This is a genomic window from Serratia sp. CY44782, assembly GCF_052168715.1.
In the GTDB taxonomy this organism is placed as follows: Bacteria; Pseudomonadota; Gammaproteobacteria; order Enterobacterales; family Enterobacteriaceae; genus Serratia; species Serratia nevei.
In genome coordinates this window covers 64,862-91,321 of sequence record NZ_JBJNME010000007.1, presented here as the reverse complement: position 1 = coordinate 91,321, position 26,460 = coordinate 64,862, and the positions used below count along the sequence as shown (strand labels likewise).

The following is a 26,460-nucleotide window of genomic DNA, read 5'->3' as shown; positions in this document are numbered from 1 at the left end:
TCCAGCCCGGCCGACGCCGGGCTTTTTTGTGTGCAGCGTTTAAAAATCTGCGGCTCAAGATCCCGCTTTCCTGTAATCTCCTTCTTTACCCGCACAGGAAAGGAAATGATGAAAGCTCAAGTCCGCATTGCTCTGGTCGGTGATTACAATCCGCAGGTCGTGGCCCATCAGGCCATCCCCGTGGCGCTCCAGCTCACCGCCGCCCACCTCGATATCGACGTGCAGCCCCAGTGGCTCCCCACCGAAACCCTGACTACCCCCGAAGTGCTGCAAGATTTCGACGCCATCTGGGTGGTGCCGGGCAGCCCGTATCGCTACGACGACGGCGCCTTTATGGCGATCCGCCATGCGCGGGAAAACGACGTGCCGTTTCTCGGCTCCTGCGGCGGTTTTCAATACGCCATCGTCGAGTACGCCCGCAACGTGATGGGCTGGCACGACGCCGGCCATGCGGAAACCGACAGCGGTGGCCGGCTGGTGATCGCTCCGCTGAGCTGCTCGCTGGTGGAAAAAACCGGCGACATCGTTTTCCGGCCTGACACCCGCGTCGCGCGGGCCTACGGCAGTCTGAACACCCATGAAGGCTACCACTGCAACTTCGGCGTCAATCCGGAATTCGTCGCCGATTTGCAGCGTTATCCGCTGATCATCAGCGGCCACGACACCGAAGGCGACGTACGCGCCATCGAACTGCCGGCTCACCGTTTTTACGCCGCTACGCTGTTCCAGTCGGAACGCGCCGCGCTGCGCGGCGAGCTTTCGCCGCTGGTGGTGGAGCTGGTGAAAACCGCCGCCAGTTAACTCGCTCTTTCCTCCCCGCATACCGGGAGTGCTGCGGCGCAGCGAGACACCGTTCGCGTTGCGCCTTTTCACGCCGTATATCAATCAGCGACAACACCTTTCATTATTATCTCGTTAAAGTTAATCAATTAATTATCCAATAACGGATCATTCATCTCAGTTTAATTTAATCGTCATACTAACATGGCCGCTAACAGCAACATTAACGATTAAAGAAATACATAAAGTGGCAATAAACGTGATTTTCATTATTTTCCTTATAATAATATAAGATAAGAAATTCTTTATAATTTTTATGATTCAGCCTGTTACCCCTTCCTGAGAAGTGAAAGCTCATATTCACCCCAATAACGGCCCCATCCTCTGCAATCAGTTATCGCCATACCCACCTTACACGCACAAACAAAAAAAAGGCTAATAAACAAAGTCATAAACAAAACCGGGTTCACTGCGCTCCCCGTAAAAGCAGCAATCCACGATGGGCAGCCTATAAAAAAACAGCAAGAAAATCAGATTACAAATAAATGATTTCGAAATAATTAATTAAATAACAAATACAAATATGATAATTTAATGAAACCATTAAAAATATTTAATGTAAAACCAGGCTAATTTAACAACCACCTTTTATAATGTTCGAGTGCCTGGCTACGACTCACTTTATTTAATTCGCTTAATTCCTTATTTTTGGAGGTGGTTCCGTGTCCGCTTATTCCCTGACGACCGTGCAACAAGCCGTGTGGCTAGACCAATCTTTAAACCCCGATATCCCCTTATATAACATTGGGTGTTTGTGGCGCGTAGAGCGCGAGATTTCGTTGCCACTGTTTCAAGAGGCCATACGGCAAATACAGCAACAACATGATGCGCTGCAAACCACGCTGAAAGAAACGCCGCAAGGCATTACTCAGGAAACCCGCGACCGGGCCTATATCGACTTGCACTACCATGATTTTTCGCGCAGACAAGATGCCGTCGGCCAGGCGGAAGCACACCTTCGTTCTCAATTCCTGCAGCCTTATTCACTGTATGACAGCCAGCTCTGGCGCTGTCACCTGGCCAAAGTCGGCGAATCCAGCACGCTATGGCTGCTTGCTTCCCATCACCTGATTGCGGACGGCACCTCAATTTCCCTGCTGAGCAAAATGATCATGGAGCGTTATAAGCAATTAAAAATAGGGAAAAAAAACGAAGTCACCCGCTCACGTTACCAAGACTTCGTCACCAGCGATCGAACCTATCAGCAATCGCCACGCTACGAGCGCGATCGTGATTTTTGGTTGGAACGTTTCACCAACGCCCCCCCCTCCATGCTGGAGCGCCGCCAAAATCACTGTGAGCAGCAAACCTACCCCAGCAGCCAGATAATCAAGCGGTTGCCACGCGAGCGTTTCCTTCAGTTGGAGCAATACGCCGCCGCACAGGGCGGTTCTGCGATGCATTTTTTGAGCGCTCTGCTCGCCACGTGGTTCTCCCGGATTTGGCAAACCGATCAATTCACGCTGGGCGTGCCGGTACATAACCGCAGTACCGCCGAGCATAAGCAAACGCTGGGCATGTTTTCCTCGATGATCCCACTGCGCATCACGGTCGATTCGCAGCAACCCTTCGGTCACTTACTGCGGCAAATCGGCAGCGAGCTGCGTCAGTGTTATCGCCACCAACGTTTCCCCATTGCCGAACTCAACCGCCATCTGAATCTGCATCAGCAGGGGCGGCGCCAGCTGTTCGACATCAGCTTTTCGCTGGAGGTTTTTCCGACTGACATCGAACTGGAAGGCTGCCAGTTCAAGGTTGAAAACCTGCACCACGGTCAGGAACAGCTGCCCCTCGGCATCTACCTGCGCCATTACCATCCGAATGACGATCCGCTGCTGGAGTTCAACCTCAATCAGGCCTGGTTCAGTCAAGAAGACGGTGAACGCATCGCCGCACGCATACTGCACCTACTGGACACGCTGCTGGACGGCGATCCGGCGCTGCCGCTGGCGCAGTTATCGCTGCTGTTGCCGCAGGAAAGAGAGCAAATCTTCCATCAATGGAATGACACCCGACAAACATGGGCAGACATGCCGCAAGGCATACATCAATTCCTGGAACGGCAGGCTGTGCTGACGCCGCAGGCGCCGGCGCTGTGCTACGAAAACCACGAAATCAGTTATCAACAGCTGAATCAGCGGGCCAATCGATTGGCCGCCTTTCTACGGCTGCAGGGCTTACAGCCTGACGATCGCATCGCAGTATGCGTCAGCCGCAGCCCGGAGATGGTGATTGCCCTGTACGCCATCCTAAAGGCGGGCGCCGCCTATGTTCCGCTCGATCCCGACTATCCACAGGACCGCCTGCGCCACATGCTGGAAGATTGCGGCGCCAAATTCGTTTTAATCGACGATGGTGGCGAACAGGCGCTGCATCCGTTGCGGGATATCGCCGTGCCACGGTTACATCTGCAGCGTGAAAGCTACCTGTGGCGACAAGCGTCGGATGATAACCCACCGCCGCTGACCGCCGAGCTGCAGCGCTGCCTGGCTTACGTGATCTACACTTCCGGTTCAACGGGAAAACCCAAAGGGGTAATGAACGAACACCGCGGGGTGATCAACCGTTTACTGTGGATGCAGCAGGCTTACCCGTTGACGCCGGAGGATGTCGTGCTGCAGAAAACGCCGTTCAGCTTCGACGTCTCGGTCTGGGAGTTTTTCTGGCCGATGATGGTCGGCGCCCGGCTGGCCATCGCCAAACCGGGCGGTCACCAGGAACCGGATTATCTCAGCGCCTGCATCGCACAACATGGCGTCACCACGCTGCATTTCGTCCCCTCGATGTTGCAGCTGTTTTTACGTCACGGCGATATGGCGCAATGTGCCTCCCTGAAACGCATTATGTGCAGCGGCGAAGCATTGCCGCTCGCCACGGTACAACGCTGCCTGCAGCAGTTGCCGCAGGCAGAACTGCACAATCTCTACGGCCCGACAGAAGCAGCCGTTGACGTTTCCAGCTGGCAATGCCTGCCCGATGATCCACGTCCCTTGGTACCGATCGGTAAACCGATTGCCAATACCCAGCTCCACATTCTGGATGATCAACTGCAGCCATTACCGCCTGGCATCGCCGGCGAATTGCATATCGGCGGTATTCAGGTTGCTCGCGGCTATCTGAACCGCGCAGAGCTGAGCGCCGAGCGATTTATCGCCGATCCCTTCAGCCCTGAGCCGCAGGCTCGCCTGTATAAAACCGGCGATCTGGCCCGCTGGCTGCCGGATGGCAACATTGAGTATCTGGGCAGAAACGATTTCCAGGTCAAAATCCACGGCCTGCGTATTGAATTAGGCGAAATCGAACAGCAGCTCAGACAATGTCCGGGCGTTGAAGATGCGGCCATTCTGGCGCGGGAAGATGAGAGCGGCGGCAAGCGCCTGATAGCCTATGTCGTCGCCCCTGTGCAGGGTGCCGGCGCCACCGAATGGCGTCGGCAGTTGCAGCAGCACCTGCCGGACTTTATGGTGCCGTCCTGCTTTGTCCGGCTGGATACTTTCCCGCTGTCCCCCAACGGGAAGCTGGATCGCAAGGCTTTACCGGCACCTGCCAACATGCAGGAAACCGCCGCTTATGAGGCCCCGCAAGGCGAGCTGGAACTGCAGCTTGCCGAACTGTGGAGCGAACTGCTCGGCACAACGCGCATTGGCCGTGACGATGACTTCTTCGCGCTGGGCGGCCATTCGCTGCATGCCATTCAGCTGCTGGTCAAACTCAAGCGATATGGGCATTCGTTAGGCATTAAAACGCTGTTTGCTCACCCGACGCTGCGCGGCCAAGCCCGTGTTATCACCGACGGCGTACCCGCAATGGCTCCTGTCACCTCCGAGCCCCTGCAGCAGCTGTTGACGCGTCTGAATCAGGCCAGTTTCACCTTTAAACAGGTAGAGCGCCTGAACCATGCTATCAGCCCCGACAGCGTCTGGATGATCCACCCTGCCGTCACCGGTTGCGATGTTTACCGCGATTTGGCGAACTATTTGGAGAAGGATTTCCAAGTCTTAGGCATCAACAATTACAACCTGTTCCAGCAGCCGCACATCACCTCACTGCGCGAGCTGGCGTCGTATTACCTCGGCCATATGCGGCTGTCGCCGGCGCGCCCCGTGCGTCTGTTGGGTTGGTCGCTAGGAGGGCTGATCGCCCTGGAGATGGCAGCTCAACTGGAAAGCCAAGGCTATCGCGACATCCAGCTGTTCCTGCTTGACACTTTCTACCGAACCCCGTTCCAAATCCGCAGCGAGCCGGGCATGCTGGCGGCGATGCTGGCCATGCTGGGCATTGACGGCGAGGCCGCAGAGCGGGCGTTAAAGGCAGAGCCGACGGAGCTGGCATTGGCGAAGCAAACGCTCAGCGCACCGTTGCAACATGCCCGCATCACGCTGTTCAAAGCGACCGAAGATGCAAACCTGAATATCACCGGCCTGGGCGATGAACGGGAACTGCTGGCGATTGCCGACAATGGCCTGTCGGCAATCAGCCAACATCTGCAGGTGCATCCGCTGGCCTGCAACCATCACTCTATTATCTTCAGCCACGAGGAAATAGGGCGCGCCTTGCGACAGTCGTCGCGCACACCGGCGATGCTCGGCAATCTTCCCTGACGCTATACGGTCTGCGGCGTTGTTCGCTGCAGACCGCCCCCTACCACATCAACCGGCCGATCAGCGGCGCGGCCACCACCGTGATAATGCCGGCCAGCATCATCACCAGGCTCGACACCACGCCCTCCTGCGGCCCCAGCTCATAGGCGCGGGCGGTACCGGCGCCGTGCGACGAGGCGCCAAATCCGGCCCCCTTCGCCAGGCGGCTGCGCACTGCCAGGCGCAGAAACAGAATGTCGCCCACCGCCATGCCGAACACCCCGGTGATCACCACGAACAGCGCCACCAGATCCGGCTGCCCGCCCATCTGTTTGGCGGCCTCCAGCGCGAACGGCGTAGTAATCGAACGCACCGCCAGGCTGCGCTGCACCTCTTCCGGCAGCGTCAGCAGGCGCGCCAGCCACACCGAGCTGTACACCGCCACCAGCACCGCCGTCGTGACGCCGGCGGTCAGCGACAGCCAGTGGCGGCGGATGATATGCAGGTTCTCATATACCGGCACCGCGAAGGCGATGGTCGCCGGCCCCAGCAGCCACAGCAGCCAGTGGGTTTCACCGATGTAGTCCTGATAAGAGATGTGGGTGACCACCAGCAGCAACACCAGGATCATCGGCGTCAGCACCAACGGCATCAGCAGCAACGTGCGGCGGCGGCGGTACAGCTTCTTGTTGGCGAAGTAGAGCGCCAGCGTCGCCAAAAAACAGGCCAGGCTGAGGATAAAATCATTCATGGCGCTGCTTCCGTCGCTGCAGCCAAATCTCCAGCCGATACACCCTGTCCACCACCAGCCCGGTGGCGCCCAGCGTCAGCATGGTGCTGACCGCGATCACCAGAAAGATCTTCCAGCCCTCGACCATCAGCAGCTGGGCATAGTTGACCACCGCCACCACCGCCGGCACGAAGAACAGCAGCATTTCCGCCAGCAGCCAGCGGGAACCGGCCTTGACCCAGCTCAGCGGCAGAATGCGCAGCAGGATCAGCGCCAGCAGCATCAGCATGCCGACGATATTGGCGGGGAGCGGCAGGTGGAATTGTTGCACCAGGCGATCGGCGATCAGGAACAGCGCCGCATACAACGCCACCTGAATCGGCACCTGCAAACGGGTCAGCAGGGAGGGGGCAACGCGGCGTAACGCCAGAGACATGAAAGATGACCTCAAACAATAAATTAACGGCCTACAGTATACGCAGCCGGGAAACCACGCCTGAAATGAATTAAAATTATCGACATCATGCCGTCCGGGAATAGTTTCCCGCCGGTAGCGTCCCCAAGGAGAACCCTAACGTGGATGTCCGCACCCTGCGCTACTTCGTTGAAGTGGTGCGCCAGCAAAGCTTCACCCGCGCGGCGGAAAAACTGTTCGTCACCCAACCCACCATCAGCAAGATGCTGCGGCATCTGGAAGAGGAGCTGGAATGCACGCTGCTGATCCGCGAAGGCCGCAAGCTGCGCCTGACCGACAGCGGCCAGGCGGTGTATCAGCGCGGCCTGACGATCCTCGACGAGTTCCGCCAGCTGGAGGCGGAGCTGGAAGACATCAGCTCGGTGAAAAAGGGTGTGCTGCGGCTGGGCATTCCGCCGATGGTCGGCAGGCAGATCGCCGATCTGATCCGTCGCTTTCGCCAGACCTACCCCGGCATCGAATTAAAAATTTCCGAGCTGGGCGGGCTGTCGGTCGAACAGGCGGTGATGTCCGGCGAACTGGATCTGGCGATGACGGTGCTGCCCTTCGATTCGGAACAGCCGCTGACCTTTCTGCCGCTGCTGGGCCATCCGATGTGCGTGGTGGCGCCGCGCACGCCGCAGTGGCTCAACCGCACCCGCATCAATATCGCCGAACTGGCCGACAGCCCGATCCTGATTTATAACGAAGACTTTGCGCTGTACAAGATGCTGATGAAGGCGTTTCGCCAGGCCGGTTTTGAACCGCAAATCGCGGTGCGCAGCGGCCAGTGGGATTTCCTCGCCTCGATGGTGCAGGCCGGCGTGGGCATCGCCATGCTGCCGGAGCCGGTCTGCCGTTGGCTGGACAAGGAAAACCTGGTCTGGCTGCCGCTGGAGCCGCGCATGGAGTGGAAAATCGGGCTGATCTGGCGCCAGGGCAGCTACCTGTCGCACAGCGCGCAGGCCTGGATCGCCTGCTGCCGCGACTACTGGCCGCCGCTCAAGTAGCCAAAAAACAAGGGCCGCACAGGCGGCCCTTCGGGACAGAAATAGAGAGGAAAAACGTTAATTCCTCGTCTGAAGTTTAGCCTTCGCGCTCGATCAGCAGCGCTTCGAGCAGGTCGAGATCGTGCAGCAGTTTTTGCAGCGTCTCGTTGCTGATTTTCTGCGTGGCGCGCAGGTGGTACAGCTCGCCGCGCTCGGCGCGCAGCGCCGTCAGGCGGAAACGCCGCTCGAGGTTTTCCATCGCCAACGCATTCTCGATATCGTCTTTCGACGCGATGCGCCGCCGCAGCATGCCCGTCACCCGCGAGCTGACCTCTTTCAACACCTGCGGATCGAGGTTCTCCTCGGTATCGGCGACCAGACGCTCTTCCATTTTATTCACGCTCTCGATCGCCACTTCGGCCGCCATGGCGATCGCCATGCGCTCTTCGTGCTTGCTGGCGCTCTTGTCGGCCACCTGCACGCCGCGCAGCAGCAGCGGCAACGCCAGCACACCGACGATCAACGACAGCAGGATCACCCCGGCGGCGATAAACACCAGCTGATAGCGCGCCGGGAAGGCGGTGCCGTCGCTCAGCAACAGCGGTATCGACAGCACACCGGCCAGGGTAATCGCCCCGCGCACCCCGGCGAACGACGCCACCCACAGCTCACGCGTGCTGTAGTCGCCAAACTGCAGCGGGCGCTTTTTCATAAAGCGGTTGCTGGCCTTCTTCATCACCCACAGCCAGGTGAAACGCAGCACCAGCAGCGCGGCGTAGATGGTGGCCACGTCGGCGAACAGGTACCAGGTCTGGATGGTCGGATCCAGCTCCGCCTGCAGGATAGAGGTTTCAAGAATGCCCGGCAGCTGCAGGCCCAACATGATGAACACCATGCCGTTGAACACGAACTCCAGCATCGCCCATACGCTGTTGGCGCGCAGGCGCATCGCCAGCGGCGCGTTGCGGATCACCCCGGATTGGCTGATGGTCATCCCCGCCGCTACCGCCGCCAGGATGCCGGAAACGCCGATATGTTCGGCGATCAGGTAGGAGGCGAACGGCAGCAGCAGCAGGAATACGATCTGGGTCGCCGGATCGTCGCCGCTCCAGCGGCTCATCACCCGCAGCGATTTACTGTAGGTCCAGGTGACCGCCACGCCGGCCAGCAGGCCGCCGATCGCCACTTTGAGGAACTCGAGGGTTGCGCCGCCCACGGTGAACACCATGGTGCCCATCGCCACCGCGATGGCGAACTTGAGCGACACCAGGCCGGACGCGTCGTTCATCAGCGCCTCACCTTCGAGCACGCCCATGATCGGCTTGGGAATGCGCCCTTTGCCGACGATGCCGGACAGCGCCACGGCATCGGTCGGCGACAGCACCGCCGCCAACGCGAAGGCCGCCACCAGCGGAATGCCCGGCACCATGGCGTAGATCAGATAGCCGACGCCGACCACGGTGATCAGCACCAGCACCAGCGCCAGGCCGAGAATTTCACGCCCGTGGTGCAGGAATTCGCGCGTTGGCGTTTTCCAGCCGTCGGCGAACAGCAGCGGCGGGATGAACAGCACCAGGAACAGTTCGGGATCAAAGTCGACGTGCAGCCCGAAATGCGGCCAGGCCAACAGGGCCCCGATGGCGATTTGCATCAGCGGCAGCGGCACCTGGAACGGCAACATGCGCGTCACCACCCCGGACAGGGAGACCACCAGGATCAAAATGAGGATTGTAAAAAAGATTTCCATGCTTTCCTTAGACTCTACGATTCAGACGACATCGGCTCAGGGCCTGCGTTGGTTCCGATAGTAGATCACTTTTTTTACAGCCGTTAAAGCTTGTTGTGCCTTTCAAAACGCGGTGCAGAGCAGAAGAAGACTTATCTTAAGAAGGGAAATGCCGCAGCACGTTTCCCCCGCCCGCCGGGCGAGGGAAACCTGAGGGCCTTAAATCGCCCAGCCGCCGGCGTAGAACGCCACCAGCGCCACGGCGATCAGCACGGTACCGATGTTCAGCTTGCGCCATTCGCCGGAGAAGATGCGGCCGATGACCAGCGAGCTGAAGCCCAGCATGATGCCGGTAACGATGTTGCAGGTCAGTACGATGAACACTGCGCACAGCAGGCCGGCCATCGCATCAACGAAGTCGTTGAAGTCCAGCTTGGTGACGTTGCTCAGCATCAGCAGGCCGACGTACATCAGCGCCGGTGCGGTGGCATAGACCGGCACCAGATAGGCCAGCGGCGACAGGAACAGGATCAGCAGGAACAGAATGCCGACCACGGTGGCGGTCAGGCCGGTCTTGCCGCCCGCGGCGGTGCCGGCGGCGGACTCGATGTAGACCGCGGCGGGCGCGGCGCCCACCAGGCCGGAGAAGATGCTGCTCAGGGAATCCGAGGTCAGCGCCTTGCCACCGTTGATGATCTGCCCGTCTTTATCCAGCAGGTTGGCCTGCCCGGCCACCGCGCGGATGGTGCCGGTGGCGTCGAACACCGCGGTCATCACCAGCGCCAGCACGCTCGGCAACACCACCGGCTGCAATGCGCCCATGATATCCAGGCTGAAGATCAACGATTTGCCGTCAGCGTCCGCCAGGCTCGGCATGGCGAACAACCCTTGGTATTTCACCGCCGGATCGAAGATCAGGCCGATGATGGAAATGGCGATGATCACCAGCAGAATGCCGCCGGGCACGCGCAGTTTTTCCAGGCCGAAGATCACCGCCAGGCCGAGCAGCGTCATCACCACCGGGAAGGAGGTGAACGCGCCGAGCGCCACCGGCAAGCCGTCCAGCGGGTTCTTCACCACCAGGCCGACGCCGTTGGCGGCGATCAGCAGCAGGAACAGACCGATACCGATGCCGGTGCCGTGCGCCACGCCCATCGGCAGGTTGCGCAGGATCCAGGCGCGGATGCCGGTGACCGAGATAATGGTAAACAGTACGCCCATCAGGAACACCGCACCCAGCGCCACAGGAATGCTGATGTGCTGGCCCAGCACCAGGCTGAAGGCGGTGAAGGCGGTCAACGAAATTGCACAGCCGATCGCCATCGGCAGGTTAGCCCACAGCCCCATCAGCAACGAGCCCAGACCGGCCACCAGGCAGGTGGAGACGAACACCGCCGCCGGCGGGAAGCCCGCTTTGCCCAGCATGCTCGGCACCACGATCACCGAGTACACCATCGCCAGGAAGGTGGTCAGCCCCGCCACCACCTCCTGGCGCACGCTGCTGCCGCGCGCGGAAATTTTAAAATAGCCATCAAGCCCGCCGGTTGGTTTTGCGGCGTGGTTCGCTTGAGAGTTCGACATAGGTTACTTCCCCTGTGTTTCATGAATCGGCCCGTCGCAGCAGGCCTGTAATCTCGCCCGCGCCCGATCGTCACGTAATCGTTTACGTCACGTTCCGCATCCTTGCCCTTCTGTCGCAGCGCCAACGGCGATGCGCACCAAGGCAAACGTTTAACTCGCAGCGCGCGGTACGGGTGATTTATGGTGGTTTATTCAAGGCAAACGATTATCCTGCCTTCCATAGCGTCTAATCAACTAAAGATCGCGGCAATTTATGCAGAAAGCGGCGGGAATAGCGCCAGCACGATAAAACCGGGGCGACGGGCGCCCCGGCGAACGCCGTCACGGCAGGGCTATTGCGTCTGCACCGCGGCGGGATCCATATACATCAATTCCCAGATATGGCCATCCAGATCCTGAAAACCGTGGCCGTACATCACGCCGTAGTCCCGCGGCGGGTGGTAGGTGTTGCCGCCGCCGGCGACCGCCTTGCGCACCAGTTCGTCCACCGCCGCCCGGCTGGGTTGCGACAGGCATACCAGCACTTCGGTGGCCTGCTTGGCGTCGCCGATCGGGTTCGGGGTAAACATCCTGAATTTGTCGTGGGTCAGCAGCATCACGTAAATCGTGTCGCTGACCACCATGCACGCGGCGGTGTCATCGGTAAATTGCGGGTTAAAAGTGAAACCCAGGTGGGTGAAGAACGCCATCGAGGCGGGCAGATCGCTTACGGGCAGGTTAACGAAGATTTGCGTAGCCATGGGCTACCTCCGATGAAGAATGACCCCATCGAGTATAGCCCATCCGGTTAGCTCAGCAGGTCGTAAGGGCCGCCCTGCTCCAACGCCCGCTGATAGGCGGGCCGGGCGTGAATGCGCTGCAGAAAACCGCGCAGTTTCGGGCAATCATCCAACGCGCCGCGCGCCGCCATCGCCTCCAGCGGGAAGCTCATCTGAATATCCGCCGCGCTGAAGTCGTTGCCGACAAACCAGCTGCCCTTGTTCAGGTGCTGTTCGAGGAATTCGCAGTGCGGCGCGATCTGCTTGTCGAGATATTCGCGCTGCACGCCCTTGCCGATCGCGCCGGCCACCGGCCGCAGCAGCCAGGGGATCGGCGGCTGCCCGAGCCGGCTGAACACCAGTTTCATCACCAACAGCGGCATCAGCGATCCTTCGGCGTAGTGCAGCCAGTAGCGGTATTGCTGGCGCGCGTGGAAGTCGGTCGGCATGAACATCCCTTGCGCGTCATAGGCTTCCTGCAGGTATTCGATGATGGCGCCGGATTCCGCCAGCGTCAGATCGCCGTCGACGATCACCGGTGATTTGCCCAGCGGGTGGATCTTTTTCAGCGCCGCCGGCGCCAGCATAGTCTGCGGATCGCGTTCGTAGCGTTGCACCTGATAGGGCACGCCCAGCTCTTCCAGAAACCACAGAATGCGCTGCGACCGCGAGTGATTGAGATGATGAACAATGATCATGAAGAAACCCCTGTCCGCTGCCACACCAGTTCGCCCACCTGCACGCCGTTGCCGAGCTGCAAGGGCACCGTGCGCAACGTCAGCCGATCGCCGCTGAAAGCGTAAAAACGCACCTGACGGCTGCCTACCCAGTTGGGGAACGAACAGCCTTCGACCTGATGCACCACCCGCTGTTCGCTTTCCTCCACCTGATAGCGGCCGAAGTAGCAAATCATATTGATGAAGGCCGCGCGGATCTCCCGCTCGGATCCCTGCGCCAAATCGTCGGCGGCGAAACGCGGCCGCACGGCGCTGTACAGCTGCGCCGCCATCGTGCCGTTGGCCTCATAGTGGATGCGCCCCAGCACCTGCTCACCCAGCGGGTAATTCAGCTCGCCGTCCTGGTTCTCAAATACCGAGGACACCAGCGCCCAACTGCCGATAAATGCGTTTACCGTCATTACGCTTCTCCGGTTAAGGATCGTCTGTAAAGGGTAGTGGCGATTTTTACCGCGCGCCAGCGGGTTAAAAAACAATCAATTTATTTGACAGAGATACTCAAAACTCTCCGATTTTTTATTCCAGCCTGCCGCACTACTATTTAACACATCGAGAGACAACGGGCTCTCACCCAATCAATACGCTGAGGAATACATCATGAAAAACGTCAAAATTTTTGCTACCGCTGCACTGCTGGCTACCGCTTCTTTTGCTACCTTCGCCGCCGATATGCCTTCCAGCCAACCCGCTGCAGACGCCCAGAAAATCGGCGTAGTTTCCGTTAGCGGCGCCACCAACCTGAGCGCGCTGGAAAGCGAACTGGCCAGCAAAGCCGCCGCATCGGGCGCCAGTTCATACCGCATCGTCGCCGCCGGCGGCCAGAACAAACTGTACGGCACCGCAGAAATCTTCAACTGATCGTCGAACAGCCAACCGACGGAAGAAAGAAGCCCCGCAAGGGGCTTTTCTCGTTTTAGCGGGCGTCGAAGCGTGTCGCCAGCTTCTGCAGGCGAAACTGCTCGGTGATGAAATCGACAAAAACCCGGGTTTTGGTCGGTAAGAATTTGGTGGTGGGAAAATAAAGGTGCATGCTGCCGCGATCGACATACCAACCCGGCAACACCCGCACCAGGCGGCCGTTTTCCAGATAGGGCACCGCATTCGGCATGGCGATCAAGGCAATGCCCAAGCCCATTTCCGCCGCCCGCGCCGCCGCCTCCGGCTCGTTTACCGTCATGCCGATCGCCATCGCCGGCGCATGCTGCTCGTTTTCCGCATTGCGCAGCGGCTGATGGCGGATGCGCCCGGTCTGCGGCGAACGGATGAAAATCCCGGTGTGTTGCGCCAGCTGTTCCGGCTGCCGCAGCGGCGGCCGTTGCCGCAGATAATCCGCCGAAGCCACCAACACGCCGTGTGCGGGCGCCAGCTCGCGCGCAATCATCCCCTGAGCCAGTTCGATGCCGCCGCCCAACGCGGCGTCAAAGTGCTCGCCGATCAGATCCACCTGGCGATTATCGAAATGCCAGTCCGGCACGATCGCCGGATAACGCGCCAGAAAATCCGGCAACATCGGCAACACGAAATTCAGACCGAAAGCGGTACCCATGCTGATCCTCAGACTGCCGGCCGCCACGCCGCCGCTGCTGCTCAGGCCCTTCAACGCGCACTGAATCGACTGCAGGCCGCCGCTGACTTCCTGCAAAAAACGCTCGCCCTCTTCGGTCAGGATCAGCTGGCGAGTGTTGCGCTGGAACAGGCGCACGCCAACCAGCGTCTCCAGCCGGGTGACATTTTTGCCCACCGCCGCCGGGCTGAGGCCCAGCTTGCGGCCGGCGGCGGAAAAGCTGCCGTTTTCCGCGCTGCTGACGAAGCATTCCAGGTGTCCCAGCATACTTTTCCTCTATGGATTTCAAACTAATGGTTTGAACTGATTATAGCTCTTTGTGGCTAGTGGCCGTGCCGGCGATCTCCGATACTGAATGCCGGCACTTTACTTTACCCTCACCCACTTTGGAGAAATAACATGACCACAGCACACCCTCTGCAAGGCAAAGTCGCGTTCGTTCAAGGCGGTTCACGCGGCATCGGCGCCGCCATCGTTAAACGGTTGGCGAGTGAAGGCGCCGCCGTCGCCTTTACCTACGCCGCCTCGACCGATCGCGCCGAAGCGGTGGCAAGCGCCATCACCGCCGCCGGCGGCAAAGCCCTCGCCATCAAGGCCGACAGCGCCGATGCGGCGGCGCTGCAGCAGGCGGTGCGCCAGGCGGTCAGCCAGTTCGGCAATCTGGATATTCTGGTGAACAACGCCGGGGTGTTTACGCTGGGCAGCACCGAGGAACTGGCGTTGGAAGACCTGGATCGCATGCTGGCGGTCAACGTGCGCAGCGTGTTCGTCGCCAGCCAGGAGGCGGCGCGCCACATGAACGACGGTGGCCGCATCATCCACATCGGCAGCACCAACGCCGAGCGTGTGCCGTTCGGCGGCGCGGCGGTGTATGCGATGAGCAAATCGGCGCTGGTCGGCCTGACCAAAGGCATGGCGCGCGATCTCGGCCCGCGCGGCATCACCGTCAATAACGTGCAGCCCGGCCCGGTGGACACCGAAATGAACCCGGATGCCGGCGAGTTCGCCGATCGGCTCAAGCAGCTGATGGCGATCGGCCGCTACGGCAAAGATGAAGAGATCGCCGGCTTCGTCGCCTACCTCGCCGGCCCGCAGGCGGGTTATATCACCGGCGCCAGCCTGAGCATCGACGGCGGCTTCTCGGCGTAACTGCCCCTGAAATGCAAAAAGCCCCTTTCGGGGCTTTTCTGTTGGCTGCAAACGGCCGGATATCAGAACGGGATATCGTCGTCGAAATCCATTGGCGGTTCGTTGCTGGTTGCCGGAGCGCTGTTCTGCGCCGGGCGAGACTGCTGCTGGCCGCCGCTGAACTGGTTGCCGCCCTGTGGCTGCTGAGGCTGGCCCCAACCGCCCTGGCCGCCGGCAGATTGACCGGCCGGTGCGCCGCCGCCCTGACGGCCGCCCAGCATCTGCATGGTGCCGCCGACGTTAACCACGATCTCGGTGGTGTAGCGATCCTGGCCGCTCTGATCCTGCCATTTACGGGTCTGCAGGGAGCCTTCGATGTAGACCTGAGAGCCTTTACGCAGGTATTCGCCCGCCACTTCGGCCAGTTTGCCGAACAGCACGACGCGGTGCCACTCGGTCTTCTCTTTCTGTTCGCCGGTCGCCTTGTCACGCCAGCTTTCGGAGGTCGCCAGGGTAATGTTGGCCACTGCGCCGCCGTTCGGCATGTAACGGACTTCTGGATCCTGACCCAGATTCCCGACCAGAATTACTTTGTTTACGCCTCTGCTGGCCATGAGCACTTCTCCCGATGATTGATTTCTACACAGTATAAACGCGTCAGTTTACCACGCTGAGTGCGAAACCACACCCGTGTTAATAAGTGCGAATTGCATTCCAGAATTGTCTTTTCGATCGACCTTGTTGCATTCGCATACTGGATATTCATTCAGGTTTTTTTGTGTCATAATTATGCGTTTCGACCAGGCTGTGCCGGTTTTTTGCGAGATCCATCACAAAATCCCCCGCAAAAATCGCGACAGGCGCGGTGTATCATCAAGACGGGAAGTGTAAATGGACAATATCGAAGTTCGTGGTGCTCGAACCCATAATCTGAAAAACATCAACCTGATCATCCCGCGTGACAAACTGATCGTCGTCACCGGCCTGTCCGGTTCCGGCAAGTCATCGCTGGCTTTCGATACGCTGTATGCCGAAGGGCAACGCCGCTACGTCGAATCGCTCTCCGCCTATGCGCGCCAGTTCCTGTCGCTGATGGAAAAACCGGACGTCGACCATATCGAAGGCCTGTCGCCGGCGATCTCCATCGAGCAGAAATCCACCTCGCACAACCCGCGATCCACGGTCGGCACCATCACCGAGATCCACGACTACCTGCGCCTGCTGTTCGCCCGCGTTGGCGAACCGCGCTGCCCGGATCACCATGTGCCGCTGGCGGCACAAACCGTCAGCCAGATGGTCGATAACGTGCTGAGCCAGCCGGAAGGCAAACGCCTGATGCTGCTGGCGCCGGTGGTGAAAGACCGCAAGGGCGAGCACACCAAAACGCTGGAAAACCTGGCCGCCCAGGGCTACATCCGCGCGCGCATCGACGGCGAAGTGTGCGATCTGTCCGATCCGCCGAAGCTGGAGCTGCAGAAGAAACACACCATCGAAGTGGTGGTCGACCGTTTCAAGGTGCGCGACGACATGGCGCAGCGCCTGGCCGAATCGTTCGAAACCGCGCTGGAACTGTCCGGTGGCACCGCGGTGGTGGCGGACATGGACGACGAAAAAGCGGACGAGCTGCTGTTTTCCGCCAACTTCGCCTGCCCGATCTGCGGCTACAGCATGCGCGAGCTGGAACCGCGCCTGTTTTCCTTCAACAACCCGGCCGGCGCCTGCCCGACCTGCGACGGCCTGGGCGTGCAGCAGTTCTTCGATCCGGATCGCGTGGTACAAAACCCCGAGCTGTCGCTGGCCGGCGGCGCGATCCGCGGCTGGGATCGCCGCAACTTCTATTACTTCCAGATGCTGCGCTCGCTGGCGGAGCATTATGAGTTCGACGTCGAGGCGCCGTTCAACACCCTGAGCGCCAACGTGCAGAAGGCGGTGCTGAGCGGTTCAGGCAAAGAGTCGATCGAATTCAAATACATCAACGATCGCGGTGACACCACCGTGCGCCGCCATCCGTTCGAAGGCGTGCTGCACAACATGGAGCGACGCTATAAAGAAACCGAATCCAGCGCGGTGCGCGAAGAGCTGGCGAAGTTCATCAGCAACCGCCCTTGCGCCTCGTGCCACGGCACTCGCCTGCGCGAAGAAGCGCGCAACGTGTTCGTCGAAGACACCACGCTGCCGGAGATCTCCGATTTGAGCATCGGCCATGCGATGACCTTCTTCCAGAACATGAAGCTCAGCGGCCAGCGTGCCAAAATCGCCGAAAAAGTGCTGAAAGAGATCGGCGATCGCCTGAAATTCCTGGTGAACGTCGGCCTGAACTACCTGTCACTGTCCCGCTCGGCGGAGACGCTCTCCGGCGGCGAAGCGCAGCGTATCCGTTTGGCCAGCCAGATCGGCGCCGGCCTGGTGGGCGTGATGTACGTGCTGGATGAGCCGTCGATCGGCCTGCACCAGCGCGACAACGAGCGCCTGCTGGAAACGCTGATCCACCTGCGCAACCTCGGCAACACGGTGATCGTGGTGGAGCATGACGAAGACGCCATCCGCGCCGCCGATCACGTGATCGACATCGGCCCCGGCGCCGGCGTGCACGGCGGCCAGGTGGTGGCGGAAGGCACCGTCGACGACATCATGGCGCAGCCGGACTCGCTGACCGGCCAGTTCCTCAGCGGCAAGCGCGAGATCGCCATTCCGGCGCAGCGCGTGCAGGCCGATCCGACCAAGGTGCTGAAGCTGAGCGGCGCGCGCGGCAACAACCTGAAAGACGTGACGCTGACGCTGCCGGTTGGGCTGTTTACCTGCATCACCGGCGTTTCCGGCTCCGGCAAATCGACGCTGATCAACGATACGCTGTTCCCGATCGCTCAGCGCCAGCTCAACGGCGCCACCATCGCCGAACCGGCGCCGTTCCGCGAAGTGACCGGCCTGGAACATTTCGACAAGGTGATCGACATCGATCAGAGCCCGATCGGCCGCACGCCGCGCTCCAACCCGGCCACCTACACCGGCATTTTTACCCCGGTGCGCGAGCTGTTCGCCGGCGTGCCGGAATCGCGCAGCCGCGGTTATACGCCGGGCCGTTTCAGCTTCAACGTCAAGGGCGGGCGCTGTGAAGCCTGCCAGGGCGACGGGGTGATCAAGGTCGAGATGCACTTCCTGCCGGACATCTACGTGCCGTGCGACCAGTGCAAGGGCAAGCGCTATAACCGCGAAACGCTGGAAGTGAAGTACAAGGGCAAGAGCATCCACGAAGTGCTGGAGATGACCATCGAAGAAGCGCGTGAGTTCTTCGACGCGGTGCCGGCGCTGGCGCGCAAGCTGCAGACCCTGATGGATGTCGGCCTGTCGTACATCCGTCTCGGCCAGTCGGCCACCACGCTCTCCGGCGGTGAGGCGCAGCGCGTCAAGCTGGCGCGCGAGCTGTCGAAACGCGGCACCGGCCAGACGCTGTATATCCTCGACGAACCGACCACCGGTCTGCACTTCGCCGATATCCAGCAGCTGTTGGCGGTGCTGCATCAGCTGCGCGATCAGGGCAACACCATCGTGGTCATCGAGCATAACCTGGATGTGATCAAGACCGCCGACTGGATCGTCGATCTGGGGCCGGAAGGCGGCAGCGGCGGCGGCGAAATCCTGGTCGCCGGCACGCCGGAAACCGTGGCCGAGTGTGAAAAATCGCACACCGCACGCTTCCTGAAACCGCTGCTGGAAAAATAACGGCGGGTAATCCCTCTCAACGAGGCGGCCTATTCCGCCTCGTTGAGCAATCAACATATCCCTTTCTGAAAAACATTAAATCATCTTCTCTGCATCATGCCTTTAAAAACAGGCGCTTTGAACCCTGCCAATAATAAACTCGCCCAATCATGCCATTCGTTTGGTTATTGTTTATTCCCCATGCGTTTCACTGTTGCGGTGAAATAACGCCAATGACGCGCCGTCGTCTGTCAATTAATCAATATAAACCTGGCGTTTATAAATAAGCTGCAATTAATCGCCGGCCTGCGGGCCGTATATTCAATGGGATGATATAAAAGGTGTTTAACGTGGATACTAAACTGGGAACCTCTGTCGCCGCGCTGTTATTTCTGTTTCCTTTCGCCGCTCAGGCGCAGGACGGCGAGGCCTCTTTAACGCTCGCCGGCGGCCTTGCCGTCGCCCCCGCCTATGAAGGCTCTTCTTTTTACAGCATTGAACCCTTGTATCAGGTGAATGCCGGCTACCAAAACGCCAGCTGGGGGGAGTTCAGCGCAGGCAGCGAGGGGGCACGCTGGCAATTCCCGCTTGCCGGCCCCGTCGGCATCGCGTTATTGCTCAACTATGACGCCGGCCGTGACGAGGAAATCAGAACCTTGCGCGGGCGCAACACCCGACTCAAGGGCATGGGCAAGCTGGGTGGCGCACTGGAGGCCGGCGCCGAACTGAGCTACCAACTCGATCCCTTCCGCGCCTACGTAAAAGGCATGCAGGCAACGCGCAAGCGCAGCTACGGCGGGGAAGAACTGGGCCACACAGCCTATGTGGAAACCGGGCTCACCGGGCAATATCCACTCAGCGAACAGCTGACGTTGATCGGCAACCTCTCCACCACCTGGGCCAACAGCGGCTATCAGCGCGGCTATTTCGGCGTGACGTCGCAGCAGGCACAACGCAGCGCTTTCAGCGCTTATCGGCCGGGCAGCGGCTTCAAGGACGCGACCCTCACCGCCGCGCTCAATTACCAATGGCGACCGAACGTGGCCTTCCAGGCCGGGGTCGGCGTGACCCGTCTGCTGGGCGACGCGGCCGACAGCCCTATCGTCGAAAAAACCACGTCGGGTATGGCCTTCACCAGCGCCAGCTACAGCTTCTGACGTTTTACCCAATGAGAGTGAGCGCATACGCCCGTCAGATAACGCTATAACGCGACGGTGAAAAAATAAACTAGAGGTTAACGAATTGTGAGGTAAACAGGCGGATAATTAAACCATGCCATATTTACCTGACAATATCTGCCGTTGCTCTCCCTTATTAAGGATATTTTATGTGCCAACATCATTCGACAGAATGTCGTAACTTCACGGCATTTCGCCACCGCTGGGAAATGCCCATGATCTGGCTATCGGCGATAATAACGCTTCTCGGTTTTTTATTTGGCATCGCCGCTATCATCGCGTCCTCGGACGAGACGATTCTGGGATTAGGCTCGGAAGCCAAAGAAACATTGGATACGCTCAGCCTGTTCGCCTTATTACCGCTGATCCCTATCGCTTTCTATATTTATCGTTTCTATCTCGCCGCCCAGGCGAAATCCAACGCCTTGCGCGTCGGGCCGGCGCAATTTCCCGAGCTGTTCGCGCTGTATCAGGATATTGGCCGCCGCCTGGAGCTCAAGACGCTGCCGAAACTCTACCTGACCAACGGCAACGGCGTGGTCAACGCCTTCGCGCTGGAATGCAACCGCCGTCAGCGCTATGTGGTGATCCACGCTGAAATCGCCATGCTGATGCCCACCGCGCCGGAGATCGTGGAGTTCGTGCTGGCGCACGAGCTGGCCCACCACAAGCTGCGCCACGTGTCGCTGTGGCGCCTGGCGATCGGCGTCGTACCGCAATCGCTGGTGCTGCCCGGCCTGGCGACCACCCGCGCACAGGAGTATTCCGCAGACCGCGTGGCGCTCGCCGTCTGCCCGAATTACGCCGACACGGTGCGGCTGCTGGCCGTCGGCCCCTGGATGCAGCACGGCGTGAACCCGCAGGCCTGGCTGGAACAGTGCGAAGAAGAGAACAAGGAGCTGTTTGTCCGCATCAGCAACCTGCTGTCGGATCATGCGGTGATGGTCAAACGCTTCAAGGCGCTCAAAGACATTGAGATGCACGGCTTCGAGCGCCACGGCAGCATGTTTTAATCCGCCCCGCCGGGCCTACAGCGTTTTCAGCACCCGCGCGGGGTTGCCGCCCACCACGCAGTTGGCCGGCACGTCTTTGGTCACCACCGCGCCGGAGGCCACGACCGCATTGTCGCCGATGGTCACGCCCGGATTGATCACCGCGCGTCCGCCGATCCATACGTTGTCGCCAATCTTGACCGGCTTACCGAACTCCGCGCCGCCGACGCGGGTCTCAGCGTCCAGCGGATGGGTCGCGGTGTAAATATGCACGCCCGGTGCCAGCAGGCAGTTGTCGCCGATATGCACCTCGCACACGTCGAGGATCACGCAGTCGAAATTGGCGTAGAAGTTCTTGCCGAGATAAATGTTATAGCCATAGTCGCAGCGGAAGGTCGGCTCGATGGTGCCGCCCTGATAGCCGCCCAGCAGCTCACCCAGCCACTGTTTGCGCAGCTCGCCCTCTTCCGGCGAGGAGTGGTTATAGCGATGCGTCAGCTGGCGCGCGCGCCGACGCTCGCTGCGCAGCAGGTCATCGCCGGCGTCGTACAGCTCCCCGGCGATCATCTTGCGCTTTTCTTCGCTGATGGCCATGTCGGCCTCCTTATGTTATCCGCGTTTCTTGAATGCCCCAAGCGTAGCCGCTTTTGCCTGACGACAAAAAGGGAACGTTCCCAATTTAAAATCACGATCACGCTTTGACGCGAAAAACAGGAGAAAAACGGGCGGCGCCGCCGCCCGGCAATCAGGCGCGCAGTTCCTGGCGCACGTGTTCGGGCAGGCCTTCCACCACCAGCTGATAGGAGCTGTCGATCAGCGTGTAAAACTGCGAGTTCGGCAGGTTGCCGTCGAGAAACACCGTGTTCCAGTGCGCCTTGTTCAGGCCGGCGCAGGCGACGATCTCAGGATGGTGTTCACGCAGGCTTTCCGCCAGCTCCGGGCTGGACTTGACCGCCAGCGCCGGCCGCCCTTCGACCTCGCACACCATGGCGAACATCACGTCGCCTACCTTGATCTGACTGGCCTGCCACTGGTTCTGGTCGCTTTGTTCCGCGCCCGGCTTCGCCATGCAGTACTCCAGCAATGCGCTGTTATTCATTGGGTTATTCCCCCTGTAAAGTGGCCACAATACGGCGTGCTCCGCCGTGGATGCGGTGCTCCCCCAGCCAGATACCCTGCCATGTGCCCAACATCAGCCGCCCGTGCCTGACGGGCAGCGTCAAGGACGCGCCCAGCAGCGAGGATTTGATGTGCGCCGGCATGTCGTCCGGCCCTTCGTAGTCATGCTGATAGGGTGCGTTTTCCGGCACCTGACGCAGGAAATGCTGCTCCATATCGGCTCGCACCGTGGGATCGCAGTTCTCGTTGAGCGTCAGCGAGGCCGAGGTATGCTGCAGCAACAGATGCAGCAGGCCGGTTTGCAGGCGGTGTAAGTGGGTTAACTGGTTGACGATCTCGTCGGTAACCAGATGAAAGCCACGCGCTTTTGCGCTGAGGATTAGCGTTTGCTGATGCCACATGAGTGAGCGCCCCTCAATCAGTATATTCTCTCTCCGGTTTGCGGCAACTTCGGCGGCGCGCCGGCAATAAAAAAGGAGCGATATCGCTATCGCTCCCCGATGAACGTCCGTTCAGACTAACAGGCGTTACTGCACCGCGGCAAACGCCTCGGCCACCTGACGCACGTTGTTGTGGTTCAGACCGGCCACGCACATGCGGCCGCTGTGGATCAGGTAGACGCCGAACTCTTCACGCAGGCGATCGACCTGCGCCGCGCTGAAACCGGTGTAGCTGAACATGCCGCGCTGCGCCAGCAGGTAATCGAAGTTGCGCTGCGGCAGCGCGCTCTTCAGGGTGTCCACCAGCGCGTGACGCATCTCGAGAATGCGGGTGCGCATGCTCTCCACTTCGTCCAGCCATTGGTTTTTCAGCTGGGCGTCGTTCAGCACCTTGGCCACCAGCTGCGCGCCGAAATTCGGCGGGCTCGAGTAGTTGCGGCGCACGGTGGCCTTCAGCTGGCCCAGCACGCGCCCGGCCGCCTCTTCACTTTCGCACACCACCGACAGGCCGCCGACGCGCTCGCCGTACAGCGAGAAGATCTTCGAGAACGAGTTGCTCACCAGGCACGGCAGGCCGGCCGCCGCGATGGCGCGAATGGCGTAGGCGTCCTGCTCCATGCCGCCGCCGAAGCCCTGGTAGGCGATGTCGAGGAACGGAATGATTTCACGCTCGGCGATCACCTTGACCACCTCATCCCACTGGGCAGGGGTCAGGTCGGAACCGGTCGGGTTGTGGCAGCACGGGTGCAGCAGCGCGATGCTGTGCTTCGGCAGCTGTTTCAACGCGGCGAGCATGGCGTCGAACTTCACGCCCAGGCTTTCGCTGTCGAAATACGGGTAGGTATTCACCTTGAAACCGGCGCCGCTGAAGATGGCGACGTGGTTTTCCCAGGTCGGATCGCTGACCCACACCTGTGAATCCGGGAAGTAGCTTTTCAGGAAGTCGGCGCCCACTTTCAACGCGCCGGAACCGCCGACGGTCTGAATGGTGGCGATGCGCCCCTGCTGCAGCATCGGGTGCTGCGCGCCGAACAGCAGCTGCTGGATGGCGGAACGGTAGGGTTGCAGCCCTTCCATCGGCAGGTATACCGAGGCGCCGTGCTCGACGCTGTTCAACTGCGCTTCCGCCGCCGCGACCGCCCGCATCTGCGGAATGATGCCCTGCGCATCGTAGTACAGGCCGATACTCAGGTTTACCTTGTGCGCGCGCGGGTCTTGTTTGAATTTTTCCATCAGCGACAGAATGGGATCGCCGGCATAGGCGTCAACGTTCTGGAACACGGGGTTTTTCTCCTGGTTTATTTATTGTGGTTTGGGCACAGCGTTACGTTCCTAATATAGACGGAAAACCGCGTTAGGTTTTAGCTTTCTCGCGCCACCGGCAATAAACCGTTTTCCTTGATGCGATTGAGCACCACCGCCGTTTTGATATGCGCCACGCTTTTGTGCGGCGACAGCGTCTGGCTGATGAATTCGCTCAGCGCCGGCAGGTCCGCCACCGCCACTTTCAGCAGGTAATCGGCGTCGCCGGTGGTCTTGTAAGCGTCGAGGATCGCATCCACCTCTTCCAGCATCTGATGAAAGCTGTCGATCTGCTCCTGGGCGTGCGTGATCAAGCTGACTTCGATCAGCCCCACCAGCCCCAGGCCGACCGCCTCCGGCGCCAGCCGCGCGTGGTAGCCGCGGATCAGCTGCGCCTGCTCCAGGCTGATGCGCCGCCGCGAACACTGGGAGGCGGAGAGCCCCACCAGCTCACTCAGCTCCTGATTAGTCAGACGGCCGTTGGCCTGTAACAGCGTCAGGATTTTCATATCAAAATCGTCAATGTTGTACATAGCCACCTGTAAACTGTGTTAATAAATGTTGACGTTACAGCCTACCAGTTTTTTTACCGTTGCCGACGTCACACCCTGGCGCTTAAATCGCGTACAGCAGCAACGCCCGGCGTTTTCGCCGGTAAGCGGCATAAAAAACGGCTAACTCATGCAGGCAAACGACAATTAACGGCGAAATAACGCATAAAACCACGAATGTATAAAAAGGACGCCAGATGAAAAAGTTACTCCCTCTCGCGCTGCTGCTCGCCGCCGGCAGCGCCGGCGCGCAATCCCACCTGGATAAGGTGCTGCAGCAAAAGACCCTGGAGGTCTGCACCACCGGCGACTACAAGCCCTATACCTTCCTCAAGGGAGACGGCAGCTATGAAGGCATCGATATCGACATGGCGGAATCGCTGGCCAAGAGCCTGGGCGCGAAAGTGAAGTGGGTGAAGACCAGCTGGAAAACCCTGACGCCGGACTTCACCTCCGGCAAGTGCGACATTGCGATGGGCGGTATCTCCGTCACGCTGGAACGGCAAAAACAGGTGTTCTTCGCCGACAAGCTGGATACCGACGGCAAGATCCCGCTGGTGCGCTGCACCGACGTGAAGAAATACCGCACTCTCGAGCAGATCAACAAACCGTCGGTGCGCCTGCTGGAGCCGGCGGGCGGCACCAACGAAGCCTTCGTGCACGCCTATCTGCCGAAGGCCAAACTGACAGTGACGCACGACAACATGAGCATTTTCCAGCAGCTGGTGGACCGCAAGGCGGACGTGATGATCACCGACGCCTCCGAGGCGCTGTACCAGCAGAAGCGCTATCCGAAGCTGTGCGCGGTGAATCCGACCAAACCGATGCAGTACGGCGAGAAGGCTTACATGCTGCCGCGCGACGATCTGAGCTGGAAACTGTATGTGGATCAGTGGCTGCACCTGGCTAAAGCGACCGGCGAGTATCAGAAGATTATCGACAAGTGGTTGGCGGTAAAGAAGTAACGCGCTGAGAAACGGGGCCGACGCGCGTCGGCCCCTGCGGCGTATCAGTCGCCGATATATTCCATCGCCACGCGCTGCGTGAGCTTGGTGATCAGCTCGTAGGCGCTGATGCCGGTGCAGGCGGCGATGCGCTCGACCGGCAGCGCCTGGCCCCACAACACCGCTTCATCCCCCACCTTATCGGCGGCGTCCGGCCCGAGATCGACCGAAATCATGTCCATCGACACCCGGCCGACGATCGGCACTTCGCGGCCGTTGATCAGGATCGGCGTACCGGTCGGCGCGCTGCGCGGGTAGCCGTCGCCGTACCCCATCGCCACCACGCCCAGCCGGGTATCGCGCGGACTTACCCAGGTGCCGCCGTAGCCGACCGCTTCGCCGGCCTTGTGCTCGCGCACCGCGATCAGGCTGGACTTCAGCGTCATCGCTGGCTGCAGCCCATGCTCGGCGCCGCTGCCGTTATCCAGCGGCGACACGCCGTACAAAATAATGCCGGGGCGCACCCACTCGTTGTGGGCATCCGGCCACAGCAGCGTGCCGCCGGAGGCGGCGACCGAGCGCTGGCCCGGTTTGCCGCATGCGAACTGCTCGAAGCAGGCGATCTGTTTCAACGTGGTGTTGGATTCCGGCTCGTCGGCGCGGCTGAAGTGACTCATGATATTGACCGGCTGCGCCACGTTGCGGCAGGCGCACAGGCGCTGATAAAACGCCTCCGCATGTTCGGGGCGCACCCCTAGCCGATGCATGCCGGTATCGAGCTTCATCCACACCGGTACCGGGCGCGCCAGCTCCGCCTGCTCCAGCGCTTCGAGCTGCTCGATGCTGTGCACCGCGGTTTCGATGTTGTTCGCCACTAGCACCGGCAGATCTTCGGCACTGAAGAAGCCTTCCAGCAGCAGGATCGGTTTGACGATGCCGCCTGAGCGCAGCATCAGCGCCTCGCCGATGCGCGCCACGCCGTAGCAGTCGGCGTCTTGCAGGGTGTGTGCTGTTTCCAGCAGGCCATGTCCATAAGCGTTTGCTTTCACAACGGCAATCAGGCGGCTTTGCGGCGCCTGGCGGCGCACCTGTTGCAGATTATGTCGCAGAGCGCGGCGGTCGATTACAGCGGTTGCCGCTTTCATTTC

Annotated in this window: 24 protein-coding genes; 9 read left to right on the top strand and 15 right to left on the bottom strand. The window is 60.2% G+C overall.

Going from position 1 to position 26,460, the window contains the following annotated elements:
• Nucleotides 1-105: 105 nt before the first annotated feature.
• Together ACJ8HT_RS14595 and ACJ8HT_RS14590 are read left to right on the top strand one after the other, a co-directional pair.
• Nucleotides 106-801, top strand: a complete 696-nt coding sequence (locus ACJ8HT_RS14595; RefSeq protein ID WP_422663509.1) for a CTP synthase C-terminal region-related (seleno)protein — start codon at nt 106-108, stop codon at nt 799-801.
• 701 nt (nt 802-1,502) lie between these two features.
• The gene (locus ACJ8HT_RS14590) at nt 1,503-5,441 is read left to right on the top strand and encodes a non-ribosomal peptide synthetase (protein WP_194572958.1); all 3,939 of its coding nucleotides are present in this window, start codon (nt 1,503-1,505) and stop codon (nt 5,439-5,441) included.
• A 40-nt stretch (nt 5,442-5,481) separates the two neighbouring features.
• Here the strand turns inward: ACJ8HT_RS14590 and ACJ8HT_RS14585 are convergent, their stop codons facing one another.
• Together ACJ8HT_RS14585 and ACJ8HT_RS14580 are read right to left on the bottom strand one after the other, a co-directional pair.
• Nucleotides 5,482-6,171, bottom strand: a complete 690-nt coding sequence (locus ACJ8HT_RS14585; protein ID WP_004936833.1) for an LrgB family protein — start codon at nt 6,169-6,171, stop codon at nt 5,482-5,484.
• Entirely contained in the window at nt 6,164-6,586 is a 423-nt protein-coding gene (locus ACJ8HT_RS14580; RefSeq protein ID WP_004936830.1) for a CidA/LrgA family protein, read from the bottom strand. Before ACJ8HT_RS14580 ends, ACJ8HT_RS14585 begins: the two co-directional genes overlap by 8 nt.
• 140 nt (nt 6,587-6,726) lie before the next feature.
• Between ACJ8HT_RS14580 and ACJ8HT_RS14575 the strand changes: the two genes are divergently transcribed.
• The gene (locus tag ACJ8HT_RS14575) at nt 6,727-7,614 is read left to right on the top strand and encodes a LysR family transcriptional regulator (RefSeq protein WP_025304429.1); all 888 of its coding nucleotides are present in this window, start codon (nt 6,727-6,729) and stop codon (nt 7,612-7,614) included.
• Nucleotides 7,615-7,690: 76 nt separating this feature from the next.
• Here the strand turns inward: ACJ8HT_RS14575 and ACJ8HT_RS14570 are convergent, their stop codons facing one another.
• From ACJ8HT_RS14570 to ACJ8HT_RS14550, 5 genes are all read right to left on the bottom strand, one after another.
• Nucleotides 7,691-9,340: a Na+/H+ antiporter gene (locus tag ACJ8HT_RS14570; RefSeq protein ID WP_025304430.1), complete on the bottom strand. Its 1,650-nt coding sequence runs from the start codon at nt 9,338-9,340 to the stop codon at nt 7,691-7,693.
• A gap of 198 nt (nt 9,341-9,538) precedes the next feature.
• Nucleotides 9,539-10,900, bottom strand: a complete 1,362-nt coding sequence (locus ACJ8HT_RS14565) for an NCS2 family permease (RefSeq protein ID WP_110158506.1) — start codon at nt 10,898-10,900, stop codon at nt 9,539-9,541.
• Nucleotides 10,901-11,232: 332 nt separating this feature from the next.
• On the bottom strand, nt 11,233-11,640 hold the full coding sequence (locus tag ACJ8HT_RS14560) for a VOC family protein (protein ID WP_038874298.1): 408 nt from the start codon (nt 11,638-11,640) through the stop codon (nt 11,233-11,235).
• Between the two features lie 47 nt (nt 11,641-11,687).
• Nucleotides 11,688-12,356 carry a glutathione S-transferase family protein gene (locus ACJ8HT_RS14555; protein WP_049201475.1) on the bottom strand — a complete coding sequence of 223 codons (669 nt, stop codon included), beginning with the start codon at nt 12,354-12,356 and terminating at the stop codon, nt 11,688-11,690.
• Complete coding sequence (locus tag ACJ8HT_RS14550) at nt 12,353-12,796, bottom strand: lipocalin-like domain-containing protein (protein WP_194572957.1); 444 nt, start codon at nt 12,794-12,796, stop codon at nt 12,353-12,355. Before ACJ8HT_RS14550 ends, ACJ8HT_RS14555 begins: the two co-directional genes overlap by 4 nt.
• A 196-nt stretch (nt 12,797-12,992) precedes the next feature.
• Here ACJ8HT_RS14550 and bhsA point away from each other — a divergent pair, with 196 nt between their 5' ends.
• On the top strand, nt 12,993-13,253 hold the full coding sequence (gene bhsA, locus ACJ8HT_RS14545; protein WP_060440954.1) for a multiple stress resistance protein BhsA: 261 nt from the start codon (nt 12,993-12,995) through the stop codon (nt 13,251-13,253).
• 55 nt (nt 13,254-13,308) lie between these two features.
• On the opposite strand, the gene ACJ8HT_RS14540 is transcribed toward bhsA, so the two are convergent.
• Complete coding sequence (locus ACJ8HT_RS14540; protein ID WP_049201481.1) at nt 13,309-14,226, bottom strand: LysR family transcriptional regulator; 918 nt, start codon at nt 14,224-14,226, stop codon at nt 13,309-13,311.
• A 132-nt stretch (nt 14,227-14,358) separates the two neighbouring features.
• Here ACJ8HT_RS14540 and ACJ8HT_RS14535 point away from each other — a divergent pair, with 132 nt between their 5' ends.
• Entirely contained in the window at nt 14,359-15,108 is a 750-nt protein-coding gene (locus ACJ8HT_RS14535; protein WP_197653071.1) for a 3-oxoacyl-ACP reductase family protein, read from the top strand.
• 62 nt (nt 15,109-15,170) lie between these two features.
• On the opposite strand, the gene ssb1 is transcribed toward ACJ8HT_RS14535, so the two are convergent.
• Nucleotides 15,171-15,701 (bottom strand): single-stranded DNA-binding protein SSB1, encoded by a 531-nt coding sequence (ssb1, locus tag ACJ8HT_RS14530; protein WP_004936793.1) that lies wholly within the window; start codon nt 15,699-15,701, stop codon nt 15,171-15,173.
• A 277-nt stretch (nt 15,702-15,978) separates the two neighbouring features.
• Between ssb1 and uvrA the strand changes: the two genes are divergently transcribed.
• From uvrA to ACJ8HT_RS14515, 3 genes are all read left to right on the top strand, one after another.
• Nucleotides 15,979-18,807: an excinuclease ABC subunit UvrA gene (uvrA, locus tag ACJ8HT_RS14525; protein WP_049201484.1), complete on the top strand. Its 2,829-nt coding sequence runs from the start codon at nt 15,979-15,981 to the stop codon at nt 18,805-18,807.
• 329 nt (nt 18,808-19,136) lie between these two features.
• Entirely contained in the window at nt 19,137-19,943 is an 807-nt protein-coding gene (locus ACJ8HT_RS14520; protein ID WP_204276035.1) for a MipA/OmpV family protein, read from the top strand.
• A gap of 236 nt (nt 19,944-20,179) precedes the next feature.
• The gene (locus ACJ8HT_RS14515) at nt 20,180-20,977 is read left to right on the top strand and encodes a M48 family metallopeptidase (protein WP_197653072.1); all 798 of its coding nucleotides are present in this window, start codon (nt 20,180-20,182) and stop codon (nt 20,975-20,977) included.
• Between the two features lie 15 nt (nt 20,978-20,992).
• Here the strand turns inward: ACJ8HT_RS14515 and maa are convergent, their stop codons facing one another.
• The 5 genes from maa to ACJ8HT_RS14490 form a co-directional block, all read right to left on the bottom strand.
• Complete coding sequence (gene maa, locus ACJ8HT_RS14510) at nt 20,993-21,550, bottom strand: maltose O-acetyltransferase (RefSeq protein WP_049201487.1); 558 nt, start codon at nt 21,548-21,550, stop codon at nt 20,993-20,995.
• Nucleotides 21,551-21,701: 151 nt separating this feature from the next.
• The gene (locus tag ACJ8HT_RS14505) at nt 21,702-22,055 is read right to left on the bottom strand and encodes an MmcQ/YjbR family DNA-binding protein (protein ID WP_038874311.1); all 354 of its coding nucleotides are present in this window, start codon (nt 22,053-22,055) and stop codon (nt 21,702-21,704) included.
• Between the two features lie 4 nt (nt 22,056-22,059).
• Nucleotides 22,060-22,476, bottom strand: a complete 417-nt coding sequence (locus ACJ8HT_RS14500; RefSeq protein ID WP_004936779.1) for a secondary thiamine-phosphate synthase enzyme YjbQ — start codon at nt 22,474-22,476, stop codon at nt 22,060-22,062.
• A 126-nt stretch (nt 22,477-22,602) separates the two neighbouring features.
• Nucleotides 22,603-23,796, bottom strand: a complete 1,194-nt coding sequence (locus ACJ8HT_RS14495) for an amino acid aminotransferase (protein WP_123892777.1) — start codon at nt 23,794-23,796, stop codon at nt 22,603-22,605.
• Nucleotides 23,797-23,876: 80 nt separating this feature from the next.
• A complete protein-coding gene (locus ACJ8HT_RS14490) occupies nt 23,877-24,350 on the bottom strand; it encodes an Lrp/AsnC family transcriptional regulator (RefSeq protein WP_049201491.1) in 474 nt (157 codons plus the stop codon).
• A gap of 215 nt (nt 24,351-24,565) precedes the next feature.
• On the opposite strand from ACJ8HT_RS14490, the gene ACJ8HT_RS14485 reads away from it, so the two are divergent.
• Nucleotides 24,566-25,333 carry a transporter substrate-binding domain-containing protein gene (locus tag ACJ8HT_RS14485; RefSeq protein ID WP_194572951.1) on the top strand — a complete coding sequence of 256 codons (768 nt, stop codon included), beginning with the start codon at nt 24,566-24,568 and terminating at the stop codon, nt 25,331-25,333.
• 44 nt (nt 25,334-25,377) lie between these two features.
• Here the strand turns inward: ACJ8HT_RS14485 and alr are convergent, their stop codons facing one another.
• Nucleotides 25,378-26,457 carry an alanine racemase gene (gene alr, locus ACJ8HT_RS14480; RefSeq protein WP_194572950.1) on the bottom strand — a complete coding sequence of 360 codons (1,080 nt, stop codon included), beginning with the start codon at nt 26,455-26,457 and terminating at the stop codon, nt 25,378-25,380.
• Between the last annotated feature and the right edge of the window lie 3 nt (nt 26,458-26,460).

Coding starts and splice junctions, on each gene's coding strand:
- ACJ8HT_RS14500 (WP_004936779.1), bottom strand. CDS start 22,476: ATGTGGCATCAGCAAACGCTAATCCTCAGCGCAAAAGCGCGTGGCTTT.
- ACJ8HT_RS14560 (WP_038874298.1), bottom strand. CDS start 11,640: ATGGCTACGCAAATCTTCGTTAACCTGCCCGTAAGCGATCTGCCCGCC.
- ACJ8HT_RS14565 (WP_110158506.1), bottom strand. CDS start 10,900: ATGTCGAACTCTCAAGCGAACCACGCCGCAAAACCAACCGGCGGGCTT.
- ACJ8HT_RS14570 (WP_025304430.1), bottom strand. CDS start 9,340: ATGGAAATCTTTTTTACAATCCTCATTTTGATCCTGGTGGTCTCCCTG.
- ACJ8HT_RS14505 (WP_038874311.1), bottom strand. CDS start 22,055: ATGAATAACAGCGCATTGCTGGAGTACTGCATGGCGAAGCCGGGCGCG.
- ACJ8HT_RS14540 (WP_049201481.1), bottom strand. CDS start 14,226: ATGCTGGGACACCTGGAATGCTTCGTCAGCAGCGCGGAAAACGGCAGC.
- ACJ8HT_RS14515 (WP_197653072.1), top strand. CDS start 20,180: ATGATCTGGCTATCGGCGATAATAACGCTTCTCGGTTTTTTATTTGGC.
- ssb1 (WP_004936793.1), bottom strand. CDS start 15,701: ATGGCCAGCAGAGGCGTAAACAAAGTAATTCTGGTCGGGAATCTGGGT.
- uvrA (WP_049201484.1), top strand. CDS start 15,979: ATGGACAATATCGAAGTTCGTGGTGCTCGAACCCATAATCTGAAAAAC.
- ACJ8HT_RS14555 (WP_049201475.1), bottom strand. CDS start 12,356: ATGATCATTGTTCATCATCTCAATCACTCGCGGTCGCAGCGCATTCTG.
- ACJ8HT_RS14595 (WP_422663509.1), top strand. CDS start 106: ATGATGAAAGCTCAAGTCCGCATTGCTCTGGTCGGTGATTACAATCCG.
- alr (WP_194572950.1), bottom strand. CDS start 26,457: ATGAAAGCGGCAACCGCTGTAATCGACCGCCGCGCTCTGCGACATAAT.
- ACJ8HT_RS14585 (WP_004936833.1), bottom strand. CDS start 6,171: ATGAATGATTTTATCCTCAGCCTGGCCTGTTTTTTGGCGACGCTGGCG.
- maa (WP_049201487.1), bottom strand. CDS start 21,550: ATGGCCATCAGCGAAGAAAAGCGCAAGATGATCGCCGGGGAGCTGTAC.
- ACJ8HT_RS14490 (WP_049201491.1), bottom strand. CDS start 24,350: ATGTACAACATTGACGATTTTGATATGAAAATCCTGACGCTGTTACAG.
- bhsA (WP_060440954.1), top strand. CDS start 12,993: ATGAAAAACGTCAAAATTTTTGCTACCGCTGCACTGCTGGCTACCGCT.
- ACJ8HT_RS14550 (WP_194572957.1), bottom strand. CDS start 12,796: ATGACGGTAAACGCATTTATCGGCAGTTGGGCGCTGGTGTCCTCGGTA.
- ACJ8HT_RS14580 (WP_004936830.1), bottom strand. CDS start 6,586: ATGTCTCTGGCGTTACGCCGCGTTGCCCCCTCCCTGCTGACCCGTTTG.
- ACJ8HT_RS14485 (WP_194572951.1), top strand. CDS start 24,566: ATGAAAAAGTTACTCCCTCTCGCGCTGCTGCTCGCCGCCGGCAGCGCC.
- ACJ8HT_RS14535 (WP_197653071.1), top strand. CDS start 14,359: ATGACCACAGCACACCCTCTGCAAGGCAAAGTCGCGTTCGTTCAAGGC.